The sequence below is a fragment of the Sellimonas catena genome (genome assembly GCF_027924685.1).
Lineage (GTDB): Bacteria > Bacillota > Clostridia > Lachnospirales > Lachnospiraceae > Sellimonas > Sellimonas catena.
The window spans coordinates 21,255-43,399 of record NZ_BSBO01000002.1 but is presented as its reverse complement, the minus strand read 5'-3'; the positions used below and the strand labels follow the sequence as shown (position 1 = coordinate 43,399).

At 46.5% G+C, this 22,145-nt stretch carries 19 protein-coding genes; 4 read left to right on the top strand and 15 right to left on the bottom strand.

All coding sequences use genetic code 11. The features are described from left to right. Positions 1–23 precede the first annotated feature (23 nt). From Selli1_RS01480 to Selli1_RS01465, 4 genes are read right to left on the bottom strand one after another with little or no spacing between them, the layout of a single operon-like run. Complete coding sequence (locus tag Selli1_RS01480) at positions 24–2,219, bottom strand: alpha-galactosidase (protein WP_281845717.1); 2,196 nt, start codon at positions 2,217–2,219, stop codon at positions 24–26. A gap of 25 nt (positions 2,220–2,244) precedes the next feature. Then, the gene (locus tag Selli1_RS01475; protein ID WP_048620434.1) at positions 2,245–3,087 is read right to left on the bottom strand and encodes a carbohydrate ABC transporter permease; all 843 of its coding nucleotides are present in this window, start codon (positions 3,085–3,087) and stop codon (positions 2,245–2,247) included. Next, positions 3,087–3,959, bottom strand: coding sequence for a carbohydrate ABC transporter permease (locus Selli1_RS01470; RefSeq protein ID WP_281845716.1), 873 nt, complete (start codon positions 3,957–3,959; stop codon positions 3,087–3,089). Before Selli1_RS01470 ends, Selli1_RS01475 begins: the two co-directional genes overlap by 1 nt. A gap of 23 nt (positions 3,960–3,982) precedes the next feature. Continuing rightward, positions 3,983–5,269: an ABC transporter substrate-binding protein gene (locus tag Selli1_RS01465; protein ID WP_281845715.1), complete on the bottom strand. Its 1,287-nt coding sequence runs from the start codon at positions 5,267–5,269 to the stop codon at positions 3,983–3,985. Positions 5,270–5,444: 175 nt separating this feature from the next. On the opposite strand from Selli1_RS01465, the gene Selli1_RS01460 reads away from it, so the two are divergent. Next, positions 5,445–6,299, top strand: a complete 855-nt coding sequence (locus tag Selli1_RS01460) for an AraC family transcriptional regulator (protein WP_087253457.1) — start codon at positions 5,445–5,447, stop codon at positions 6,297–6,299. Between the two features lie 104 nt (positions 6,300–6,403). Here Selli1_RS01460 and glmM read toward each other — a convergent pair whose 3' ends face one another. Next, on the bottom strand, positions 6,404–7,750 hold the full coding sequence (gene glmM / locus Selli1_RS01455; RefSeq protein ID WP_281872143.1) for a phosphoglucosamine mutase: 1,347 nt from the start codon (positions 7,748–7,750) through the stop codon (positions 6,404–6,406). Between the two features lie 401 nt (positions 7,751–8,151). Here glmM and Selli1_RS01450 point away from each other — a divergent pair, with 401 nt between their 5' ends. Further along, the gene (locus Selli1_RS01450; protein ID WP_087167728.1) at positions 8,152–8,712 is read left to right on the top strand and encodes a DUF3793 family protein; all 561 of its coding nucleotides are present in this window, start codon (positions 8,152–8,154) and stop codon (positions 8,710–8,712) included. Between the two features lie 53 nt (positions 8,713–8,765). Next, a complete protein-coding gene (locus Selli1_RS01445; RefSeq protein WP_048620440.1) occupies positions 8,766–9,188 on the top strand; it encodes a flavodoxin in 423 nt (140 codons plus the stop codon). A gap of 124 nt (positions 9,189–9,312) precedes the next feature. On the opposite strand, the gene Selli1_RS01440 is transcribed toward Selli1_RS01445, so the two are convergent. From Selli1_RS01440 to Selli1_RS01405, 7 genes are all read right to left on the bottom strand, one after another. Then, a complete protein-coding gene (locus Selli1_RS01440) occupies positions 9,313–11,001 on the bottom strand; it encodes a M3 family oligoendopeptidase (protein ID WP_087167729.1) in 1,689 nt (562 codons plus the stop codon). A 14-nt stretch (positions 11,002–11,015) separates the two neighbouring features. Then, positions 11,016–11,225 (bottom strand): hypothetical protein, encoded by a 210-nt coding sequence (locus Selli1_RS01435; RefSeq protein WP_024733399.1) that lies wholly within the window; start codon positions 11,223–11,225, stop codon positions 11,016–11,018. Positions 11,226–11,249: 24 nt separating this feature from the next. Next, positions 11,250–12,722: an ABC transporter ATP-binding protein gene (locus Selli1_RS18230; RefSeq protein WP_024733400.1), complete on the bottom strand. Its 1,473-nt coding sequence runs from the start codon at positions 12,720–12,722 to the stop codon at positions 11,250–11,252. Further along, positions 12,709–13,707, bottom strand: coding sequence for an ABC transporter ATP-binding protein (locus Selli1_RS01420; protein ID WP_024733401.1), 999 nt, complete (start codon positions 13,705–13,707; stop codon positions 12,709–12,711). The genes Selli1_RS18230 and Selli1_RS01420 overlap by 14 nt, the downstream gene beginning before the upstream one ends. 8 nt (positions 13,708–13,715) lie before the next feature. Continuing rightward, positions 13,716–15,473, bottom strand: coding sequence for an ABC transporter permease subunit (locus Selli1_RS01415; RefSeq protein ID WP_048620442.1), 1,758 nt, complete (start codon positions 15,471–15,473; stop codon positions 13,716–13,718). A gap of 12 nt (positions 15,474–15,485) precedes the next feature. Then, positions 15,486–16,469, bottom strand: coding sequence for an ABC transporter permease (locus Selli1_RS01410; protein WP_024733403.1), 984 nt, complete (start codon positions 16,467–16,469; stop codon positions 15,486–15,488). A 79-nt stretch (positions 16,470–16,548) separates the two neighbouring features. Continuing rightward, positions 16,549–18,471, bottom strand: coding sequence for an ABC transporter substrate-binding protein (locus tag Selli1_RS01405; protein WP_087167730.1), 1,923 nt, complete (start codon positions 18,469–18,471; stop codon positions 16,549–16,551). Between the two features lie 463 nt (positions 18,472–18,934). Here Selli1_RS01405 and Selli1_RS01400 point away from each other — a divergent pair, with 463 nt between their 5' ends. Continuing rightward, complete coding sequence (locus Selli1_RS01400; RefSeq protein ID WP_048620444.1) at positions 18,935–19,402, top strand: HAD family hydrolase; 468 nt, start codon at positions 18,935–18,937, stop codon at positions 19,400–19,402. 63 nt (positions 19,403–19,465) lie between these two features. On the opposite strand, the gene Selli1_RS01395 is transcribed toward Selli1_RS01400, so the two are convergent. The 3 genes from Selli1_RS01395 to Selli1_RS01385 form a co-directional block, all read right to left on the bottom strand. After that, positions 19,466–20,644: a phosphoribosylaminoimidazolecarboxamide formyltransferase gene (locus Selli1_RS01395; protein WP_281872141.1), complete on the bottom strand. Its 1,179-nt coding sequence runs from the start codon at positions 20,642–20,644 to the stop codon at positions 19,466–19,468. Between the two features lie 13 nt (positions 20,645–20,657). Then, positions 20,658–21,371: an IMP cyclohydrolase gene (locus Selli1_RS01390; protein ID WP_087169611.1), complete on the bottom strand. Its 714-nt coding sequence runs from the start codon at positions 21,369–21,371 to the stop codon at positions 20,658–20,660. A gap of 197 nt (positions 21,372–21,568) precedes the next feature. Then, on the bottom strand, positions 21,569–21,997 hold the full coding sequence (locus Selli1_RS01385; RefSeq protein WP_087253522.1) for a hypothetical protein: 429 nt from the start codon (positions 21,995–21,997) through the stop codon (positions 21,569–21,571). Positions 21,998–22,145 lie beyond the last annotated feature (148 nt).

Below are 22,145 nucleotides of genomic sequence, written 5' to 3'. Positions count from 1 at the left end.
TTTCTTTGCTCTTCCCAATGTTCTTAAGCCCCTTTATGTTCTACACGTCTTAAATATCTCTGGTAGGCAAGGTACTCTCCGCTCTCAATCGGCACCGGAAGCCCTGCCTGCATCAATGCAGCCCCGCTGTAGATCCGGTCATGTCCTTCAATCTGATAGAATGCATCCGGAATCAGGCCGCGCATTTTTACATAGTTTACGGTCATATTGCCATGCTGTTTTAACATTACGATACTGATGAGCGCCTCACTTTGATCCTCCGATACGAAAGCCCAGGCGCCAAACTCATCCTTCTGCGGACTGGACAGGCGGTAGTAATCTCCTCTCTGGATAAGCGGAGCATATTGTTTGAATTTCTTCACCTGTTCTTTGACTTCTTTCTTTTCTTCCTCGGTTAACAGTCCCAGATTCAGCTCATATCCAAAAGTTCCTGCCATGGCAACGACACCTCTTGTATTGAGAGAAGTGATCCGTCCGGTCTGATGATTTGGAACCGCGGATACATGAGAACCGACGCAGGATGCCGGATAGATAAAGGATGTTCCGTACTGGATTTCCAGCCGGTCGATCGCATCGGTATTATCACTGCACCAGATCTGCGGCGTGTAATAAAGCATTCCGGCGTCAAACCGTCCGCCACCGCCACTGCACCCCTCAATCAACATATCCGGGTACCGCTCGATCAGACGTTCCAGGAAGTCGTATACCCCGAGCATATAATCATAAAGCACCTTTCCCTGTTCCTTCGTCTCAGAGGAATAAATATCAGAAAGGCTTCGGTTCATATCCCATTTGATATATTCTACATTTCCCTGGTCCAGAACCGCGCAGATCTGGTCAAAGACATGATCCCGGATCTCTTTTCTGGAGAAGTCCAGCACCAGCTGATTTCTTCCCCGCACCGGATTTCTTTTTGGAATCTGAAGTGCCCAGTCCGGATGTGTCCGGTACAGATCGCTGTCTTCGGAAACCATCTCCGGCTCGATCCAGAGTCCGAACTTCAGTCCCAGATCATGAATCCGGTCGATCAGTTCTCCCATGGTACATCCCAGCTTCTTTTCATTGACCACCCAGTCTCCAAGGCTGGTATTATCATCATTTCTCTCGCCAAACCATCCGTCATCCAGAACAAGCATTTCGATTCCAAGTTCTGCCGCGTGTTTTCCAAGTCTCAGGAGGCTTTCCCCGGTAAAATTAAAGTAATCCGCTTCCCAGCTGTTTACAAGAACCGGGCGGACCTGATCTTTCCATCTGCCCCTGCACAGGTTGTTTCTAAAACAACGGTGCAGATTGTGTGACAGGACGGACAGTCCTTCTGCCGAATACGTCATTACCGTCTCCGGAATCACGAAACTATCTCCCGTTCCAAGCGGATAGGAAAACATCTCGGAAGCAAGTCCCATCAGCGCTCTCGTCTGGTTGAACTGGTCTTTCTCTGCCTCCGCCTTGAAGCAGCCGCTGTATACAAAAACCATGGCATAGCAGTCTCCTGCTTCCTCTGTCGTATCTTTTCCCGCCAGAATCATGGCCGGATTGTACTGATGGCTGGATGTTCCTCTCCGGCTTCGTAAAATCTGTTTTCCGTGGCTTACCGGTACTCTCTGGAAATTACGCTCCATGGCATGGCGTCCATAGAAGCTGATCAGATCATAGTCTCCTGAAACGAAATCCAGACAAGCGGAAGCCGCCTTACTGATATGAATCGTATCTTCCCCCTGATTGATGATTCTGACACTTCTCGTAATGATGTCGTATTTCGGAAACACTCCGTACAAAAGCACTGCCTGTACCTTTGTGACAGCATCCTCCATCAGAATTTCCAGCGTCTCCGCCTCGTTCTCAGCCGCATAGACCGCCGGGAGCCCCGGAAGTCCATATTTGCCTTTTGTGATCCGATGGCTTTGATAGCGCAGATCGCAGCTGTAAGTACCATCGCTGTTTTTGATCGTAAGAGCCGGACTCCGGAAATCCCCCGTCCCGCTTGTCGGGAACTCCTGCGGCAGAGCGTCCATGGAGTAGGTTCGATCCTGGTCGGCGTCATACGGATTGGCGGAAAATCCTCTGTCGTAGTAGGTCAGAAGATAGTCCATTCCGCCGTAAATCGTCTTTCCGTAATACAGGTGAAGCAGAAATCCGTATGCGTCTACCTGAAACTGATATGTTGTATGGTCTGTCTGTAATGTAAAAATTCTGTTCTCTTTCTCAAATCCAATACCCATTTTGCTCTCCTTGTACAGTTTATATTTATTTTACTGCACCGTTCACAACACCATTTAAGATCTGTTTCTGGCAGATCACATAGAAAATCACGATCGGGATCAATGCCAGAAGATAGGATGCAAATGCCAGGTTGTAGTTGGTTCCGAACTGAGTCTGGAAGTTCAGCTGTGCCAGCGGCAGTGTATTCTGCCCTGTACCTGCCATGATAACAAGCGGCGTCATCACGTCATTCCATACAGAAAGTGCTGTAATAACAGCTACCGTCGCATGCATCGGCTTCATAATCGGGAAAATGACTTTCCAGTACGTTCTCCATGTACTTGCGCCGTCCACCCGCGCCGCCTCTTCCAACGCAATCGGAATATTAGTGAGATATCCGGAATACAGTAAAACATTCATCGGCATATAGAATACCACATAAAGAATAATAACGCCAACCCAGTTTCCAAGTCCCATCTCAGCCGTCTGCTTTGCAAGCGGCATCATCAGGATCGCAAACGGCACAAACATACCGCTTACAATAAACAGATAAACAAAATTGTAAAACTTACTGTGTGCTTTATTTCTTCCCACCGCGTATCCCATCAGGGAATGGATCACAATGGAAAGTACCACAGTCAGCACGGAAATCAGCAAACTGTTTCTCAGGGAATTCCAGAAGTCCGTTACCTTCATTGCTTCTTTGAAATTGCTGAGACTGAAGCTTTCCGGTAAAGATAAGATACCGGAAATGCTGTTGGTCATCTCGCTTGGCTGTTTGAACGCAATCACGATCGTCATATAAAGAGGGAACGCAATCGTAATCAGTCCAAGGATCAAAAGGATCATTACGGTCCAATTTGTTTTGTGTTCTGCTTTTACTTTCATTATAACTGCTCCTCCTTCCGTGATGAAAAGCTCATCTGCGCTACGGAAATCGCCACGATCACAATAAAGAAGATCACCGCGTTCGCACTCTGGAATCCGAACTGTCCTCCAGCCATACCATTATTGTAGATCAGGTAGGAGATGGACTCGGTACTCTGTGCAGGTCCTCCTTTTGTCAGTGCCATGATCTGGTCGAATACCATGAGGAAGTTTTTTACACAGAGAACCATATTGATTGTAAAAAATGGTATAATCAGAGGGAAAGTCAGGAGTTTAAATTTCTTCCATCCTGTCGCCCCGTCGAGAGATCCCGCCTCATAAACATCTTCCGGCACGGTCTGAAGACCGGAGATATAAATAATCGTATTCATTGCAATAGACTGCCATGCACAGACAACCACTACCCCAATCCATGCTGTCTTTTCATTGGAAAGCATACTTCCACTCAATGCTCCGCTTCCTATCGTCTTTCCGAATTCCGGAAGGATGTATGTAAAGAAATAGTTGAAAATGTAGCCGACTACCAGTGCTCCCAGTACGTTTGGAAGGAAGTAGGCAGCTCTGAAAAAGCTTTTCCCCCGGATTTTACTGTTCAGTCCCAGGGCCAGAATCAGGCTGATCACATTTGTGATGATAGTTGCGCAGACTGCAAGCCGGAAGGTAAACCAGTAAGATCTTCCCACACGGGAATCGGTAAACAGATCCATGTAGTTTCGAAGTCCTACCATATCGTAGTCTCCAAATCCTTTAAAGTTCGTAAAACTGTAGTACACACCTCTGATCAGCGGAACCGTATTAAAGCAGATAAACAGTGCCAGAATCGGTATCGTGATCAGCAGAAAGGTACGGTTTCTATCGTTCATTTTTCTCATTTCTTTGCTCTCCTTTCCCCAGTCTAGTCATTCCCGTTTTCTTCCTCATACTCCTGTACTTCCCGGATGATATCCCGGTTGTATCTCATCCAGTCGCTGTCGAATTTCTTCAGGAACGCATCCACATCTTTATTGATCAGAAAAGTCTGGATCTGGGCATCTACTGCCATCTCGGAAGGATAATAATGATCCTGATAGTCTGTCATATTGCCGGATTCGATGTACTCTGTCATGCCGTCCAGCTGGGAAGCAAGCTCAAAGTCTCCCTCCTTGCACGGAATGGCATTCTGGTCGTCGATATATGCCTGAATATTTTCATCTTCATATAGGAATTCCAGCACTTCATAGGCTGCTTCCTTGTTTTCACAGGCCTCGGTCACCGCAAACATCAAATCGACACCGGAGTTCAGTGTGTTGCCCTCTTTTGTGTCGCTTGCCGGAGTCACAAAGGAATCAATATTCATATCCGGATTCACCTGCTGAATCTGCGGTACCGCATAGCTTCCAATCGGGTACATTGCGGATTCCCCGTTTGCAAACGCCGTACATGCGTCATTGTATCCATACGCGAACGGATCTTCCGGTCCGTACTCCAGAAGTTCCAGATATTTCTCTGCCACTTCTCTGTATTCGTCAGTGAAGTTCGCCTCGCCTCTGTTGACCTGTTTACACAGATCCGCCGGTGCCAGCGCAACTGCCATGGAATTCCACGGTGCCAGACAGGTCCATGTGTCTTTAAATCCAAAATAAAACGGAAGAATGCCTTCAGACTGAATATCATTACAGAGTGTCATCAGTTCATTCCATGTTGTCGGAATCTCCCATCCATGTTCCTCAAACATATCCCGGTTGTAGAGGATTCCTGCCGCGTTTGCCACATACGGGATGCCGTAGGTGCCGTCGGTCGGAACAATCTCAAGCGCCTCCAGAATATCCTTGTAGGACTGTTTGATATTGCTCATGACATCACTGTCGGAAACATCCGCAAGAATACCCGCATCCACATAATAGGAATAATTGATATCCCCTCCGATACCGATAATATCCGGATAGTCCTCCCGGATAAACCGTGTCCTCATGATAGTCGAAGCATCGTTCGGTGAATCAATGGTCAGATGAATGTCATCATGTGTGGCATTGAATTCTTCTTCCACCTGATCAAAGTAGGTTGCCGCTTCCGGTTTGTACTGCAGGATCTCGATTTCTGTTTTCCCACTGTTTTCATTTCCATCTCCGCACGCAGTGAGAAACATGGACGCTGTCATACATCCTGCCAGGGCAGCACCAATCACTTTTTTCCCCTTTCTCATAATTTTGTCTCCTTTCTTGTCTTTGTCTCTAAGATATTTTTATTATAACATAGCAATATGCTTGCAAAAATACCTTGATAATCCTGGTTTTATACCCAAATGCTTGATTTTCTAAATATAATTGAAGTCATCTTGCATTTTGGTATATAATACAAAAAAGAGAGGTATTGCTTTTATGGATAACTACTTATTTTCCGTCTTTCCGCTTGAAAATTTTATCGATCTTGCGCTATATCAATCCGGGTGGGAGCAATGCTTTCCGGCACATACTTTTGGTCCTGTAGCGAAAGATCATTATCTATTTCATTATGTCATTTCAGGTACCGGAGTATTCTCTGCCCAAAACGCAAAAGGCAGCTCCACCGAGTATCATATTAAAAGCGGAGAAGGCTTTATGATGTTTCCCCAGCAAGTCTGCTCCTACTGGGCTGACATGGAACTCCCTTGGGAATATGTCTGGATTGAATTTGACGGACTAAGAGTCAAAGAGTCCGTCGAGCTTGCAGGCCTTTCCCCCGAGCATCCGGTCTACCACTCTCGCTCTAAAGAATTAAGAGAAAAGATGATGGAAGAAATGCTCTACATCGTCCACCATCCCAAGGAATCCCCTCTGCATATTTTAGGGCACGGATTTCTCTTCCTTGATTATCTCACCCGCTCCATGGCACCGTTTCGGGTCGGAAAGAACGGGAAAATTCAGGATTTCTATATGCGAGAGGCGCTGGCGTTCATCGAGCAAAACTTTCAGAACGATATCTCTGTAGAGGACATTGCCGCACAGTGCGGCCTTAACCGTAGTTACTTCGGCACTATTTTCCGTCAGGCATTGGGTCAGACACCCCAGGAATTCCTCATCCACTACCGGATGATCAAGGCGGCAGAGCTTTTGAAGATGACCCAATTTTCCATCCAGGATATCGCAAATGCCGTTGGCTACAGCAATCCGCTGCACTTTTCCCGGGCATTTAAGAAGGTATACGGACTTTCACCCCGTACCTGGCGCAACGAAAACCAGATTGCCAGAAATTAAACGCGAAAAATCGCCTGAAAAAAGACGTAGGAGCTCCTCCCACGTCTTTTTATCTTTCCAATCTTCCATTACTTTTCTTTTATTTCATCCTGCTTCCCTCGTGTTTATTCGATGACAAGCCCTTCCCGACTCATCACATCCACGACTTCTTTCACGTATTTCACACATAGCTCGTCGTCAGACGCCTCTACCATCACGCGGATCACTGGCTCAGTACCGCTCTCCCGTACGAGAATCCGTCCGTCCTCGCCAAGCTCTTCCGCAACATGTTCGATGGCTTTCACGACTCCCGGATTTTCTCTGGCTGTCTTTTTATCCGCCACACGCACGTTCTGAAGAAGCTGCGGATAAATCTTGACTTCCTCCGCAAGTTTTCCAAGGCTCATCTTCTTCTCCAGAATGACTTCCATCAGCATCAAGGAGGTCAGGATACCGTCCCCGGTTTTTGCGTACTTGCTGAAAATGATGTGGCCGGACTGCTCTCCCCCGAGCACATAACCATTGTTCATCATATTTTCAAAGACGTATTTATCTCCGACTTTCGTCTTCTCATAGTTCATTCCGATCTTATCACACGCCTTATACAGCCCCAGATTGGACATGATCGTCGTCACGATGGTATTTCCATTTAATCTGCCCTGTTCCATCAGGTACTTACCGCAGATGTACAAAATCAAGTCGCCGTCAATGAGATTGCCGTTCTCGTCTACTGCCAGACACCGATCCGCATCTCCGTCAAAAGCAAATCCCACATCCAAGTGTTTCTCCTTGACGTGAGCCATCAGTCCTTCCATATGGGTGGAACCGCAGGCCGTATTGATATTCGTCCCGTCCGGATTGTTATTGATTACATAGGTCTTCGCACCAAGTGCGTCAAAGACACTCTTTGCAATGGCAAATGCGCTTCCGTTGGCACAGTCCAGGCCGATCTTCATATCTTTAAAAGAACGGGTAGCTACCGAAATCAGGTGTCCGATGTAACGGTTTCTTCCGGCCGCATAGTCGATCGTACGTCCGATCCCGTCTCTTGTTGCCAGCGGAATCTCTTTTGTCTCACCATCGATATAGGCTTCGATCTGGTTTTCCACTTCTGCTTCCATCTTATATCCCTTGCCGTTGATCAGCTTGATACCGTTGTCATAGAACGGGTTGTGGCTGGCTGAAATCATAATTCCGCAGTCAAAATCTTCTGTACTCGTCACATAGGAAACACTCGGCGTCGTCGTCACATGAAGCAGATAGGCATCCGCACCGGAAGCTGTTAGTCCTGCTGCCAGCGCATACTCAAACATATAACTGCTTCTTCTCGTATCTTTTCCGATGACAATCCGTGCCTTGTGCTCCTGCCCGAAATACCATCCGAGATATCTTCCCACTTTAAAAGCATGTTCTACTGTCAGCCCGATGTTGGCTTCTCCCCTAAATCCGTCCGTTCCAAAATATTTACCCATATTTTTCATACTCCTTTATTAAATTTGTTTTATCTGCCGATTTTTTTGCACAATCGTTTCGTCTGTTCTATTATATCCGTCCTGATCTGGTTTTGCAACTATTTTATGTGTTCCTTCCAAACTCATATTCTCATTCTTGGGATTTTACGTTACTTATCAAATTTGTAGCTATTCAGCTATAAAGCTCAGATTCAAGACTTACGACAGGGATTCGCGATTTCAGGACGAATGGCTGAATAGTAAAAAAATTTTTAAATAAGTATTGACAAACTCTCTATAGCATGATATTCTGTCATCAGTTAGTTAATACTAACCAAAACAAACGGGTAGTTATACCTAATCCGTTTCTTTTTTTCTTCCTTAGTTAGCTTTTACTAACTTCCGTTGAAAGGAGGCCTTATATGTTTGATCAAAAATTAGTCGAACATTGTTCCGCTGTCCTGGCTGGTTTAAAGACAGCGAACCTGTTTTCCTATACGGTTGATCCGGGCGACGACGTCCGGCAGTTGGTCACTGACCGGAACCGGACTTTAAACCCGAAAGGAATTACTCTTTTCATTCTCAAAGAAACGAATCAAAACGCGCTTATTTATGTCTGCCGTCCCGGCAGACTACAGGCCGATTTTCAGCGGGAGTGTGTAAAAGGCTTTTTAAAGAACTATGGTTACAGAGAATTTACTGCCGAAAAGGCAATCGATACATTAAAGAAAAGGCTTGCAAATTCTGACAGATTTCCACATGAAATTGGACTTTTCCTCGGATATCCGTACTGCGATGTGAAAGGTTTCATTGATAATAATGGAAAGAACTGCCGCGCCTGCGGATTCTGGAAAGTCTACGAAAACGAAACTGAGACGCTGAAGCTGTTTCAGAAATTCATCAAATGTCGTGAAGTCTATACAAGGCTGTTTCACTACCGACAACGGTCTATCCAGCAGCTCACGGTTGCTGCTTGTGAATAGAACATTCATTTAAACGTATTAAGAAACTGACTGATGACAGGAGGTAAACGCACATGAGTCATATTGCTGTAGTATACTGGAGCGGTACCGGGCATACCGAAGCCATGGCGCAGAAAGTCGCTGAGGGCATCATTTCTGCCGGCGGAGAAGCCACGGTACTGACTGCCTCTGAATTTAACGTTTCCATGATGGATTCCTACGACGCTGTCGCTTTTGGATGTCCGTCCATGGGTGCCGAGCAGCTTGAGGAATCGGAATTTGAACCGATGTTCCAGGAGTGTACATCCAAACTGAACGGCAAAAAAATCGCCCTCTTCGGCTCCTACGGATGGGGAGACGGTGAATGGATGCGTACTTGGGAAGAGGACTGTAAAGGCTATGGAGCCATTCTCTCTTCTGATCCCGTGATCTGTAATGAAGATCCGGATGCAGACGCCCAAAACGCCTGCATAGAACTTGGAAAAACTCTTGTATAAGATTTTATATAAAAGTTTTTTAATTAATGTGTATCTCTCAAAATGTTTCCTAAACAGAACGAAGGAACCGGCAGACAACCGGTTCCTTTTTCTGTGCGCTTTGCATCAGTTCACTTTGTGTTATTTAAGCTTCTTTCTCTTTCAACCATGCTGAGGCATACTCCGCAATCTGACGAATACACCCGTCTTCCATCGGGGAAGTCAGCCCCGCTCCTTCCACCAGCCCGAGGAAGGTATCTGTGCCGCCCCGCTTTACAAAGTGTTTGTATTTCTCCCACGCCTTCTTCCAGTCTTTCTCGAGTTCCAGCCAGAACTGAAGTGCCACTGTCTGTGCGAGACAGTAGTCAATATAATAAAATGGGGTGGCGAAGATATGGTTCTGTCTCTGCCATCCTGCTCCTCTTTCATAGAATGGGATGCCTTCCAGGTGCAGATAAGGACGGTACATCTTCTCAAGCTTCAGCCATGCTTCATTTCTCTCCTGCGGAGTCATTTCCGGGTGCTCATATACAACCTGCTGGAAATGATCGACCAAACAGCCATATGGGATAAAATTCAGTGTTCCTTCAAGATGGGACACTTCATACTTCTTCGTCTGGTGTTTGAAAAACAGCCCATACCACGGCGTCGCGAAAAACTCCATAGACATGGAATGAGTCTCTGCCGCTTCCATAGACGGGAGATGTGTAGCAATCAGGTCGATATTCTTCTCCGCCATATACGCCGCGAATGCATGTCCTGCTTCATGGGTTAATACGTCCACATCTCCTGCCGTTCCGTTGAAATTGGAGAATATAAACGGACATCCGTAGCCTGGGATATCGCAACAGTATCCTCCTGTCGCCTTTCCCGGCTTTGCCACCACATCAAAGAGCTCCCGGTCAAACATCATCTTAATGAAATCCGCTGTCTCCGGAGACATTTCCGTATACATCTTTCGTCCGGCTTCCATGATTTCTTCGTATGATCCCTGCGGTACCGCATTCCCGTCCGGATACCGGAAGGAATCATCATAGATATGCAGTTTCTCCACACCAATACACTCTGCCTGGTGCTTCTTAATTTCACATACGACCGGCACCAGATCTCTTACCACCTGTTCCCGGAATCCGGCGATTGCTTCCGGTGCGTAACAGTTTCTCTGGCGGCGCACATAGCCAAGCTCCACAAAGCTCTTCATACCAAGGCGGTGTGCCTGCTCGGTACGGTTTTTGACAAGCTTATCGAAGATCTCGTCAAGTTCTCCCTGATTGTCATCGAAAAATTTGCCGGACGCCTCATAGGCCGCTCTTCTTACTTCCTGGTTCGTACTCTGCATATATGGTCCGAGCTGGGAAAGATTGTACGTCTTTCCCTGAAATTCGATCTGCGCCCCGGCAAGCAGAGTCTGATACTGGGTCTGTAACCGGCTCTCTTCCTGGAGAAGTTCTGTGATCTCCGGGGAAAACCCTTTCATGGCAAGCTCCAGATTGAGAAAGAGTACCTTGCCAAATTTCTCCTCCAGTTCCCTGCGGAACCTCGACTGCAAAAGCACTTCATTGTATTTCTGGAACTCCTCTTCCAGCATCGGGGAGATCCGGTCATTGTACTCCCGTTCTTTTGCATAGAATTCGTTTTTTGTGTTGATCGTATAGCGGATGTAGACAAGGGAGTCCGCTGTGGAAATCTCCTTTTCCACCTCGTTCATCTTATATACCGCCTGAATCTGCTCCTCCAGTGAAGACGCGTGTTTTAGCTCCTCGGTGATCTCCCGGATCCGGTTTCTCACCTCGTCCACATCCGTCCTTTTGTACACAAACTCACTAAACTTCATATTCCTCTCCTTCCTTACCTGAAAAAGAAGAGTACAACGCACAGTACCACACCGGCGACGATGGCAAGTACTGGCCACAGCGCCCAGAACGCACCGAGAACCATCGCCAGATAGTCATTTCTCTCAAGCGGGACTTCCTGGATCTCTTCTTTGAAGCGTCTGAGCTTTTCCTCCTGTTCCCTGCGCCTTTTCGCTCTTTTGCTGTTCTTACCAAATCCAAACATTGTACTCGTTTCCTTTCCTGCTGATTATACTTCTTCCTGCTTTTTCTCCAGTGGGAAATGACATGCCACATAATGTCCTTCCTCAAGCTCTCTTAATTCCGGCGTCACATGTTTGCAGATTTCCTGACAGTATTTGCATCTCGTATGGAATTTACATCCTTCCGGCGGGTGTACCGGGCTTGGAATATCTCCTTCCAGCGGCACGATTTCCTTCTTGTGATCCGGGTCTGTGGTCGGGATTGCGGAGAGCAGCGCTTCTGTGTACGGATGCATCGGATGATCGAACATTCCTTTGGACGTCGCAAGCTCCACAATATTTCCAAGATACATGACACCGATCCGGTCACTAATATATTTTACCACACTCAGACCGTGAGAGATAAACAGATATGCCAGATTTTCCTTTCCCCCCAGATCTTTTAAAAGGTTGACAATCTGTGATTGGATGGAAACGTCCAGGGCGGATACAGCCTCGTCGCACACAACGAACTTCGGTTTCAGCGCCAGTGACCGGGCGATCCCGATACGCTGTCTTTGACCACCTGAGAACTGATGCGGATAACGGTGGATCATATACGGCGCAAGACCACATTCTTCCATGATCTTCATGACATAATCCTGCATCTTGTCGTCATTCTTCTCAAAGAATCCATGAGCCAGCAGTCCTTCCCCAATGATCTGTCCGACCGTCATACGTGGATTCAGCGAGGAATACGGATCCTGGAAAATCATCTGCATGTCTTTTCTGAGGACGCGCATCTCGTTGGCTTTGAGTCTTGCCAGATCCACGCCGTCATCACGGTATTCTTCATACTTCTGGAACGCATCATCCTTGCTGTATGCTTTTCTGAGCGTATCCATTTTTTCCATGGCGTCCCTTAGTTGTCTCTCCTTTTCCCCAATCTCTTTCTCCCTGCCCTTTTTCTCGTGATCCTCTTTTAATTCCCGGAGCTCTTTTGCAATTTTGAATTGATTCAGGATCATGTGCTCCGCTTCCTGAGTAGACTCAATCGCGTAGAATCCACCGATGATCTGTACCAAATCCAGGAATTCCCGGTTACACTCTTTGCGTACTTTCTCGCAGGTTTCCTGCTTCTTGAACTTCTCTGCTCCATCCGCCATCTTCTCGTATTCTGCTCTCATCTCCCTGGTCTTCTGCTCCAGTTCCCGGATCTTTTTCTTTCTGGAGACAATATTTTTCACCGTGTGTTCCACATAGTCCGGGGCCATCTCCCAAAGAGTCCGGCCATAATACATCGTTTTTCCTTCCGTCTGTGGATAAAGCTGAAGCAGTGTCCTTCCAAATGTCGATTTTCCGCATCCGGATTCTCCTACCAGGCCCACCGTCTCCCCCTCATAGATATCAAGGGTAATACCGTCGTTAGCCCGCACATAGAGCTGTTCTTTCTGGAACAGTTTCGTTTTCTTAATCGGAAACCACTGTTTCAGATCGGTAATTTTAAGCAGTACTTTTTTGCTTTGATTATTTTGTTGCATGGCGCCCCTCCTTCTCCGGATAAAAGCATCTTACAGAATGATTTCCCTCTACCTCTTCCAGCTTTGGCTCTTCTTCCATACATTTTGCCGTCGCATATTTGCAGCGCGGCGCAAACTTGCATCCCTTCGGAAGATCCAAAGGATGGGGAACGGAACCTGGAATCGCATCCAGCCTTGTTCCCACCGGCGTATCCAAACGCGGAATGGATGTCATCAGTCCTTCCGTGTACGGATGGGAGTACTCATTATCCCTTGCAAAGATCGTATGGGCGTCGCACATCTCCACAACCTGTCCGCAGTACATGACCGCCACACTGTCTGCCATCTCGTTGATAACTCCCAGATCATGGGTGATAAAAAGGATGGATGTTCCTTTTTCCCGTTTCAGCTCATTCATCAAATGCAGGATCTGTGCCTGGATCGTTACATCCAGCGCCGTCGTCGGCTCATCCGCAATCAAAAGGCTTGGCTCACAGGCAAGCGCCATGGCGATCATAACCCTCTGCCTCATTCCTCCGGAAAGCTGGTGAGGATACTGCTTCATAATGGACTTTGCATTCGGAATCTTCACCGCGTTCAGCATCTCCAGTGATTTCTTACTTGCCTCTTCCTTGGAGATCTTCTGATGAGTCAGGTATACTTCGTTAAGCTGCTTTTCAATGGTGTACACCGGGTTTAAGCTCGTCATCGGCTCCTGAAAGATGACGGAGATTTCATTTCCACGAATCTGGTACATATCATTCTGGGAACACTCTACCAGATTTCTTCCTTTGAATTTGATTTCACCGCTGTCAATATAGCCGTTGCCATCCAGAAGCTTTAAGATACTCATAGCTGACACGCTCTTCCCACTTCCGGATTCTCCGACAATTCCGAGTGTCTTTCCGGCTTCCACTCGGTAGGAAACGCCGTTTACCGCCTTTACAGTTCCTTTTTTCGTTTTAAAATATGTATGTAGATCGTCTATTTCTAATAAGTAATCCATGACACACCCTACCTTTCACTGGATTTTGGATCGACTGCTTTACGCAGGCCGTCACCAAAAAGGTTGATACTGATGGTACACAGAGCAAGTGCAATGGACGGGAATATCCATCTCCACCAGAACTGGGAGATGACTTCCGAGGATCGGCAGTCATTCAGCATATTTCCCCAGGACGGAATCGGTTCGCTGACGCCAAATCCCAGGAAAGAAAGTCCGGACTCTGTGAGCATACAGGTTGCAAAAGAAAGGGTCGCGTTTACAATGATAATTGTCATAACATTCGGCACAATATGACGGAAAATAATATTCCGCTCACGTACGCCGAGCGCTTTCGCCGCAGTGACGAATTCCTTCTGGCGTTCCGCAAGTACCTGGGCACGTACCATGTAAGCCACACCAGGCCAGCTTAAAATACCGAGGATCACCATAATCATAATAATTCGCCCGACCTCCGAGACCTTGTTCCCTATGAGAGCCGATAAAATCAGTGCCAGAGGAATGAACGGCAGAGATCCTACAACTTCTGCCACACGCATAAGAAGAATATCTACCTTGCCTGCATAATATCCGGCTATACCTCCGACAATGATACCAATAATTAGGGAAATGATAACGGAAACAAAGCCGACAGTCATCGTCATCTGTCCTCCCTTGAGCATACGAAGAGCAACGCTTCTTCCCATGTTATCTGTACCAAAGAGGTACCCTTTCAGTCCCCACGTTGTCACATTTCCGTCTTCGTCAATGGCATAGTTCTGATAGTATCTGCTGGATACCCTCTGGATATTTTTCACTCCGGAAGGAACCTTGCACTGCTTATTATTGTTTCCGCCCCAGGATGCCACTGTTCCGTCGTCCAGAAGAGCCGTCACATGATTTCTTCCTGCGGAAATACTCACTACGTGGCCGTCCACACCTTCCGGAATCTTCTGGATATTGTAATCATTGCCGCCCCAGGATGCCAATGTACCATCATCCAGAAGAGCAAACACAGTCTTATCTGTCATAGCAAAATCCTGTATTCTTCCCTGAATTTCGTCTGGTACCGCGTCAAACGCTGTCTCTCTCTTTGCAAGAGGGATCAGTCTTCCATCTTCTGTCAATGCAAGTCCGGTAGAGATGTTTGTTCGTACCAGTTTGACATTCTCATCTTTTGCCTTGGACGCCACGATATCTACCGCATTTTCATTTCCCCAGGTCACAAGGCTTCCATCCTCCAGTACGACGATGGACACCTGATATCCTGCCGCGATGGATTTCACTTTCTTACCCTGGACTTCCGAAGGAATCCGGTTCAGGTTCATCCGGTTGTAACCCCATGTAAAGAGTTCCCCTTCTTCGTTCATGGCCAGTACATGGTCCTGTCCGACCGCAATATCTACTACTTTTCCCATGTCAGCAGGAATTTGTTTCAACCGGTCTGTAAGAGTTCCCCACTCGTACACAACCCCATCGTTGTCAATCCCAATGCCGAATGTCGGACCCGCTTCAATCTCCTTTGCGTTATTTTTCAGTTCCTTCGGAACACTCAGGAAAGAAAATCCCGGTGCGATATTCTTCTGCGTCGGATCCTGGAAGTTCAGGTCCTGCTTCATCCAGATTGGCAGAATAAAGCACATCAGAAAGATTACAATGAAGATAATGGCGGATCCCATGGCAACTTTATTTTCACAAAGATGCTGGATAATTGTCCGGAAAGGACTTTGCATCTGTTCTTCTTCAAGAATAGACTTTGGTTTTGTGTCTTTTTTGCCTTTTCTTAACATGTTTTTCCTCCATTACTCTAATTTGATTCTCGGATCTACGAGGCAGTAACACAAATCGGTAATCAGATTTGCCGCCAGCGCCAGAAGAATATAGAACATCTGCATAGCCAGCGCAACCGTGTAATCCTGTTGGTTCAAAGAATCAATCAAAAGCTTTCCTACTCCTTTCCAGGAGAACAGTGTTTCAATAATAATGGAACCGCCGAAAATCGCCACGATGGATCCAACCACATATCCGGTGATCGGGATCAGCGCATTCCGAAAGGCATGTTTGTAGATCACCGTCTTCTCTCTAAGTCCCTTAGCTCTTGCCGTACGCACATAGTCCATAGAGAGCGCATCCAGAAGAGCACCCCGCACATATCTTGTCAGACCTCCAAGTCCCGCAAAGACCATAACGATCACCGGCAGGCACAGATGATAAAGATAATCGATGACCGCCCTCAGTCCTGTGTACCCGGCTCCGGTCGTCACCATACCACTGATCGGAAAGATCGGGAGAGTAATGGCGAAAAGGAAGATGAATATCAGGGCCGTGATAAAGGACGGGATACTGATTCCGATAATCGTTGTCACCTGAACAGTTGTGTCAAACGGTGAGTTCTGCTTCACGGCCGCCTTAATTCCAAGCGGAATCGTGATGAGGAAAAGGATCACATAATATACCAGGTTCAGGCAGACGGTATTACGCATTGGCGGCCCTACCAAATCCAGTACCGGAATCCGGTACACCGAGGAGTAGCCAAAGTCGCCTCTGAGCATGTTGCCAAACCAGCTAAAATACTGGATCACCAGAGGCTTATCAAGTCCCAGACGGGCTCTCGCCTCCTGGTAGAGCATCTCATATTTCTCAGGTGATACACTCATTTTCTGTCCTTCTACCATCATACGTGCCGGATCACCCGGAACCATCTTAAACAGGCAGAACAGTAAGACGGACAAAATCAGGAAGACAATCACCATGTAGGCAAGTCTTTTTAAAATGTATTTTACCATACCTAATTAACCCCACTTTTTCTACAAAAAGGAGACAGAAGAAGCCTGTCTCCTTTTTGCTTGTATTACATTCCGATACTTACTCTTCGATATATGCATCCAGAATGAAGAACCACCAGTTGTCGTAGGAACGTGGAACGAAATTCTTTAACTTCGGATTGTAAAACCAGTACTGGGTACCCGTGGAAAGAACCACCCCCGGCATCTTCTTGTTGATTTCTTTTTCAAATTCTACAAAAAGCTCACGGTATTTTTCTGTGTCGCCCGGTTCTACTTTCTGCATGGAAGCTGTGATGCTCTTCAGTTCCGGATCGCTGATACGGTAGTAGTTCCAAAGTCCCATTCTCTCCGGTGCGTCGTCGAAGAAATACCACCAGGAGCTGAACTCCGGCAAAACAACGCCGCAGGAAAATACGTTGTATGTGGCGTCAACGCCTTCTCTGTTCAGATGATTGACCATCTGTGCGAAGTCCATCTTTGTTCCCTCAAATTTCATACCGATCTTCTCAGCTTCCGGCGGAATGATCGTGTTGCAAAGATCTGTAAGGTCATCTTCAGAATAAGCCCATTTCAGTTCCAGAGGCATCAGTTTCCCGTCCACTTCTTTGTAACGTACTTTATCAGTACCTTCTTTAAATTCTTCACCCTTTTCATTGAGTGTCCAGCCGCCATCAATGAGTTCCTGTTTTGCCTTATCGATGTCGTATGTATAATGTGTCAGTTCCCCTTCCAGCTCGTCCTTTGTTTCCTGGTAGTCTTCCATCGCTTCTGTAGCAAGGCAGTCTACAACGCTTGCGTATCCGCCGGAAATCTGCTTGTTCACTTCATCACGGTCAATAATGTAAGCAAAAGCACGGCGTACTTCCGGGAACTGGCTTGCTCCGAAATCACATGCGAAACGGAACTCGCTTACACTGTCCTGCGGTACAATACCGTAGTTAGCTTTGATCTCTCCGTCTTCTACTTTTGTCAAAGTGGAGTCGATGGTCTCACCCTTGGAAGAATAGAAGTAATCTACCGTTCCTTTTTCAAACTCATCTCTCCATGTTTCGGTAGCGATCGGTTTCGAAATGATCGTCTCAACATGAGGTTTGGTTCCATCATATCTACCCAGATACTCTTTGTTGATCTCAAGTTCCACCGTCTCGGATCCGATATCCACATTCTTTAACTGATAAGGTCCGCAGACAACCGGTCTCTTATAACGGAATCCTGTGTTCGGATCCAGAAGCGTCTCTCTTAAGACTTCTGCTGTATACTGATCATTAAAGTAGCATCCGTTTCCATCGTCCAGGACATCTGTTCCAGGAGCAATAGCTGCCATCGGTTCCGGTGAAAATCCGATGTCGCCAAGTACATAGTAGTTTGGCAGGTTTTCAGCATCAACTGTAATAGAGAACTTGTAGTCTCCAAGCAGTCTTAGGCCGGTGAACTCTTTCTTCTCGCCATTACGGAACTCATTGTATCCGACCAATACACTTCCTGTCGTCGCATCGCCTTCACACTCCGCAAATTCCTGGGAAGAACGGTACATGATGCCAAAAAGATAATCCTTTGCCGTAATACCGGATCCGTCGTTCCATTTCAGGTTATCATTAATCTCCACAGTAAATGTTGTGGACCCGTCCTCATTTTCCGTTTCTTCATGGGACTTGACTACAACCGGATCCCAGTCAATGGTTCTGTCTCTGGTCGTATCCGTCAGATAGTAACCATTCATCAACCTGATAAATCCGGTGTTAGTAGCGTTTGCAGACCATCCATCCATCATATCCGGTGAGAGGGTACCCGGTGTGATCTGAACGACAAACTTTCCTCCAACCGGCGCGTCTTCCGGAGGCGCCTGGGGCTTTGCTGTCTGCTCTACGCCGACTTCGGTATCAGCGCTGCTTTTTCCGCTGTCTTTGGAAGCGTCATTGCTGCTGACCCCACCGCCGCTGCAAGCCGCAAGCGATACGGTCATAATCCCTGCAAGCAGACAGGAAATTACTTTCTTTCTCATAGTTCGTTTCTCCTTTCTCCTGTTCCGAAACAAAAAGAGCGAAAAGTTCTCCCACTCCGTCTCACCCTCCGCATAACAGACGGCACAAAAAAAGTCAGTCTGATCTTCCTTATGATATGACCTGATTGATGATAAACGACCCTACATGACTATGGTTTTCTCTCTTTCTATTTCTATGTCTTTTCTAACGCTTCTATTTTTACTCCCCCCGTAATATTTTGTCAAGTTTTATTATAAAAAACTTGTATTTTTTATATTTTTTGTATGTTTTGACTTATTCTTTATGAAATTTTTGACAGTATTTACAGTGTTGGCCAGAAAATCCCAAATCCAGGTATGACAAAAAGAGTCTGATAGCGTGACTTTCACCGAACGCTGCCGCTTCTTTTCATATCTATCGTATTGGTTTATTTGTATAATAGAAAGAGACTTGACCCAGTCAGGGACCTAAGGAGGTTTAGAAATGCAAATTGAAATACCAGGTTATCAGACCCTTACCATCAACCATCTGCTTTTGGACTATAATGGCACCATTGCTGAAGACGGCAGGATCCGAGATCGTGTAAGGGAACTTCTTATCCAACTCTCTGAATCCTTGACCATCCACGTCCTGACCGCCGACACCCATGGAACCGCTGCCGCAGAATGCCAGAGCATCCCCCTTCTTCTGGACACCTTCCCAACGTCTGATGCTGCTTCCTATAAACTTCAGAAACTCCAAGAAACCGGAGCGTCCTGCTGTGCCTGTATCGGGAACGGACGCAATGACCTTTTCATGCTGAAAGAAGCCGCCCTTTCCATCGCGGTCATAGACCGGGAGGGTATGTATCCGCCCCTCCTGCCTTACTGCGATCTGTGTGTGCACTCCTCCGAGGAAGCGCTGGAGCTCTTTCTTCATCCGAAACGGATCATCGCAGGACTACGTGGATAAGACAACCTCGGGGATAGGACCAAAAGTCCTATCCCCGTTTTCTTTTCTGTATTTAGCTGATTCTTAGTGGTGGAACAGGCGAAGTCCGGTAAAGGACATTACCATATCATATTTATTACATGTCTCAATAACATTATCATCTCTTACAGATCCACCCGGCTGCGCAATATATTTCACACCGCTCTTGTGGGCACGTTCGATATTGTCTCCAAACGGGAAGAATGCGTCGGATCCAAGGGTTACATCGGTCATCTGATCCAGCCATGCTCTCTTTTCCTCAGCTGTGAAGACTTCCGGTTTTACCTTGAATGTCTTTTCCCATACGCCGTCCGCGAGAACATCCATGTATTCATCCCCGATATAAAGGTCGATGGCATTGTCTCTGTCCGCACGTCCGATGCCGTCCACAAACTGAAGTCCGAGTACCTTCGGAGACTGACGTAAGAACCAGTTGTCTGCCTTGTTTCCTGCAAGTCTTGTACAGTGGATACGTGACTGCTGTCCTGCACCGATTCCGATGGCCTGTCCTTCTTTGACATAGCATACGGAATTGGACTGTGTATATTTCAATGTAATCATGGAGATTGCCATATCGATCTTCGCCTGATCAGTCAGCTCTTTATTTTCTGTTACCACATTGGAGAAAAAGTCGTCATCAATCTTTAACTCATTGCGTCCCTGCTCAAAAGTAATACCGAATACATCCTTGTGCTCGATCGGAGCCGGCACATATTCCGGATCAATCTCGATGATGTTGTAGTTTCCTTTCTTTTTCTGCTTCAGGATCTCAAGCGCTTCCGGTTCATATCCAGGAGCAATGATTCCATCGGATACTTCTCTTTTGATAATCTTTGCAGTAGATACGTCACACACATCGGAAAGGGAGATGAAATCACCGAAAGAAGACATTCTGTCCGCTCCTCTTGCTCTTGCGTATGCACATGCAAGCGGGGAAAGCTCTCCTAAATCATCCACCCAGTAAATCTTCTTTAATGTATCGGAAAGCGGAAGTCCTACCGCTGCTCCTGCCGGTGATACGTGCTTAAAAGAAGTTGCCGCCGGAAGTCCGGTCGCCTCTTTTAACTCCTTTACCAGCTGCCATCCGTTGAACGCATCCAGAAAGTTGATATATCCCGGTCTGCCGCTCAGTACTTTGATCGGGAGCTCTTTTTCGTCTTTCATGAAGATTTTAGCCGGTTTCTGATTCGGGTTACATCCGTATTTTAATTCTAATTCTTTCATTCTCGATCCGCTCCTATTTGTTCTTATTTACGATCTTTGTCTCATAGTTTCCTGTTTCAATATCAATATAACGTACAAAAAGAGATACTTTGTTCTCCTCGTTGAGGCTCTCCCAGAGAAGATTTGTGAAACTTTCGATGTCATCCGGAACAGCAATCCGTTTCGGCTCTCCCTCAAAACTTGGAAGCGGATTTCCGTCACATTTATATGTATGGATAAAGTGTCCCTCTCCGGCTGCCGGGTTATTGTATGCAAACGTAAATCTCTGGCAGCTCTCCGGTCTTCCGTTATCGCTCTTTAAGATTGACATCGCATAATTGTAGTTTCCGTTTTCAATGTGCATGATTCCGGAAATACGAGGGGTGTAGTTCGGAGCGTCCGGCTCAAACTCTCTGCTTCTTAAAGACTGCTCAAATGTAAGCTGCCTGTCCATTCCCTCATAAATCGTATCGGTCTGATCTCCGTTTGTCACAATAGTCTTATTTCCAAGCACACGCACCGGTGCATAGATAATCAGGCTTGGGTCTGTAAGCTTTGATTCATCAAAAGCCTGGGTGCGGATTCCCTGTCCATCTTCTACAAAGATCCGGTTGCGGCTGTTTTCGCTGCGTCCCATAATAAAATAGGCTGTCACTGCCTTTTTGCCGTCCGGTGTCTTACCAATGATAATTCCACGTCCCGGATAAGAATTTCCCTTCAGTTCCTGTTCGATTGATAACATTTCCATGAATTTTCTCCTTTGCCGTTTGTTTTTCATCGTTCCTATTCATTATAACGCAAACTGCCTTTGTTATTCCAGTGTAATCGCCCATCTTTATGTAAGTATTTCTAATGAACATTATGCGCTTTCTCTTATCAACAGCTGTTTTTCACAAAACAAAACACCCTGCCGTCCGTATAGCAGAGTGTTGTTTTCCTCTTTTTCTACAAGAATGCCTTGTAGGTTTCCACATTTTTCTCTTCAAATTTGTAAAGTTTCCGCATGAGGCGAAGAATTTCCGTGTCCGCATCTTCATACTTCCTCAGATCCTGCAAGGCATTGGTCACTCCCATGCTGCTGCCCTCAATCAGCATCTGAGCCATGTGGGAGGCGGATTTGTCATTCATCGTCTGAAGGTTGATCATCAGATACGTTTTCAGCCTGTCAAACATGCCGATGGATTTTTCGTTATGTCCCCGCTCTTCCAGAAGCCTTCTGGCCTCTTTGTTGAATTCCCTGTACTTTTCCAGTTGCTTCTCCATACATTCTTTAAACTCCTCATCATCGGAAAGTTCGATCAGCTGGCTTAATGATTCAATCCCCATCTGGGAATTCTGATACACAAAATTTAAAAGCTCAGTATTTCCACTCATTTGGCACACTCCTTTTTTTGCTTTCTAGTATCTTCTCTTCCCGTGATTTTATGCAGTTTTTTGAAAAAGTCCCAAAGAACAAAGAGTTCCGCTCGCGGAACTCTCGCGCCGAGCGCGGTCGCTTTAGCGACAAATTTCTGCTTTGCGC

Excerpts from the sequence above, each read along its gene's own strand:
- Selli1_RS01480 (WP_281845717.1), bottom strand. The coding sequence starts at position 2,219 with ATGGGTATTGGATTTGAGAAAGAGAACAGAATTTTTACATTACAGACA.
- Selli1_RS01475 (WP_048620434.1), bottom strand. The coding sequence starts at position 3,087 with ATGAAAGTAAAAGCAGAACACAAAACAAATTGGACCGTAATGATCCTT.
- Selli1_RS01470 (WP_281845716.1), bottom strand. The coding sequence starts at position 3,959 with ATGAGAAAAATGAACGATAGAAACCGTACCTTTCTGCTGATCACGATA.
- Selli1_RS01465 (WP_281845715.1), bottom strand. The coding sequence starts at position 5,269 with ATGAGAAAGGGGAAAAAAGTGATTGGTGCTGCCCTGGCAGGATGTATG.
- Selli1_RS01460 (WP_087253457.1), top strand. The coding sequence starts at position 5,445 with ATGGATAACTACTTATTTTCCGTCTTTCCGCTTGAAAATTTTATCGAT.
- glmM (WP_281872143.1), bottom strand. The coding sequence starts at position 7,750 with ATGGGTAAATATTTTGGAACGGACGGATTTAGGGGAGAAGCCAACATC.
- Selli1_RS01450 (WP_087167728.1), top strand. The coding sequence starts at position 8,152 with ATGTTTGATCAAAAATTAGTCGAACATTGTTCCGCTGTCCTGGCTGGT.
- Selli1_RS01445 (WP_048620440.1), top strand. The coding sequence starts at position 8,766 with ATGAGTCATATTGCTGTAGTATACTGGAGCGGTACCGGGCATACCGAA.
- Selli1_RS01440 (WP_087167729.1), bottom strand. The coding sequence starts at position 11,001 with ATGAAGTTTAGTGAGTTTGTGTACAAAAGGACGGATGTGGACGAGGTG.
- Selli1_RS01435 (WP_024733399.1), bottom strand. The coding sequence starts at position 11,225 with ATGTTTGGATTTGGTAAGAACAGCAAAAGAGCGAAAAGGCGCAGGGAA.
- Selli1_RS18230 (WP_024733400.1), bottom strand. The coding sequence starts at position 12,722 with ATGCAACAAAATAATCAAAGCAAAAAAGTACTGCTTAAAATTACCGAT.
- Selli1_RS01420 (WP_024733401.1), bottom strand. The coding sequence starts at position 13,707 with ATGGATTACTTATTAGAAATAGACGATCTACATACATATTTTAAAACG.
- Selli1_RS01415 (WP_048620442.1), bottom strand. The coding sequence starts at position 15,473 with ATGTTAAGAAAAGGCAAAAAAGACACAAAACCAAAGTCTATTCTTGAA.
- Selli1_RS01410 (WP_024733403.1), bottom strand. The coding sequence starts at position 16,469 with ATGGTAAAATACATTTTAAAAAGACTTGCCTACATGGTGATTGTCTTC.
- Selli1_RS01405 (WP_087167730.1), bottom strand. The coding sequence starts at position 18,471 with ATGAGAAAGAAAGTAATTTCCTGTCTGCTTGCAGGGATTATGACCGTA.
- Selli1_RS01400 (WP_048620444.1), top strand. The coding sequence starts at position 18,935 with ATGCAAATTGAAATACCAGGTTATCAGACCCTTACCATCAACCATCTG.
- Selli1_RS01395 (WP_281872141.1), bottom strand. The coding sequence starts at position 20,644 with ATGAAAGAATTAGAATTAAAATACGGATGTAACCCGAATCAGAAACCG.
- Selli1_RS01390 (WP_087169611.1), bottom strand. The coding sequence starts at position 21,371 with ATGGAAATGTTATCAATCGAACAGGAACTGAAGGGAAATTCTTATCCG.
- Selli1_RS01385 (WP_087253522.1), bottom strand. The coding sequence starts at position 21,997 with ATGAGTGGAAATACTGAGCTTTTAAATTTTGTGTATCAGAATTCCCAG.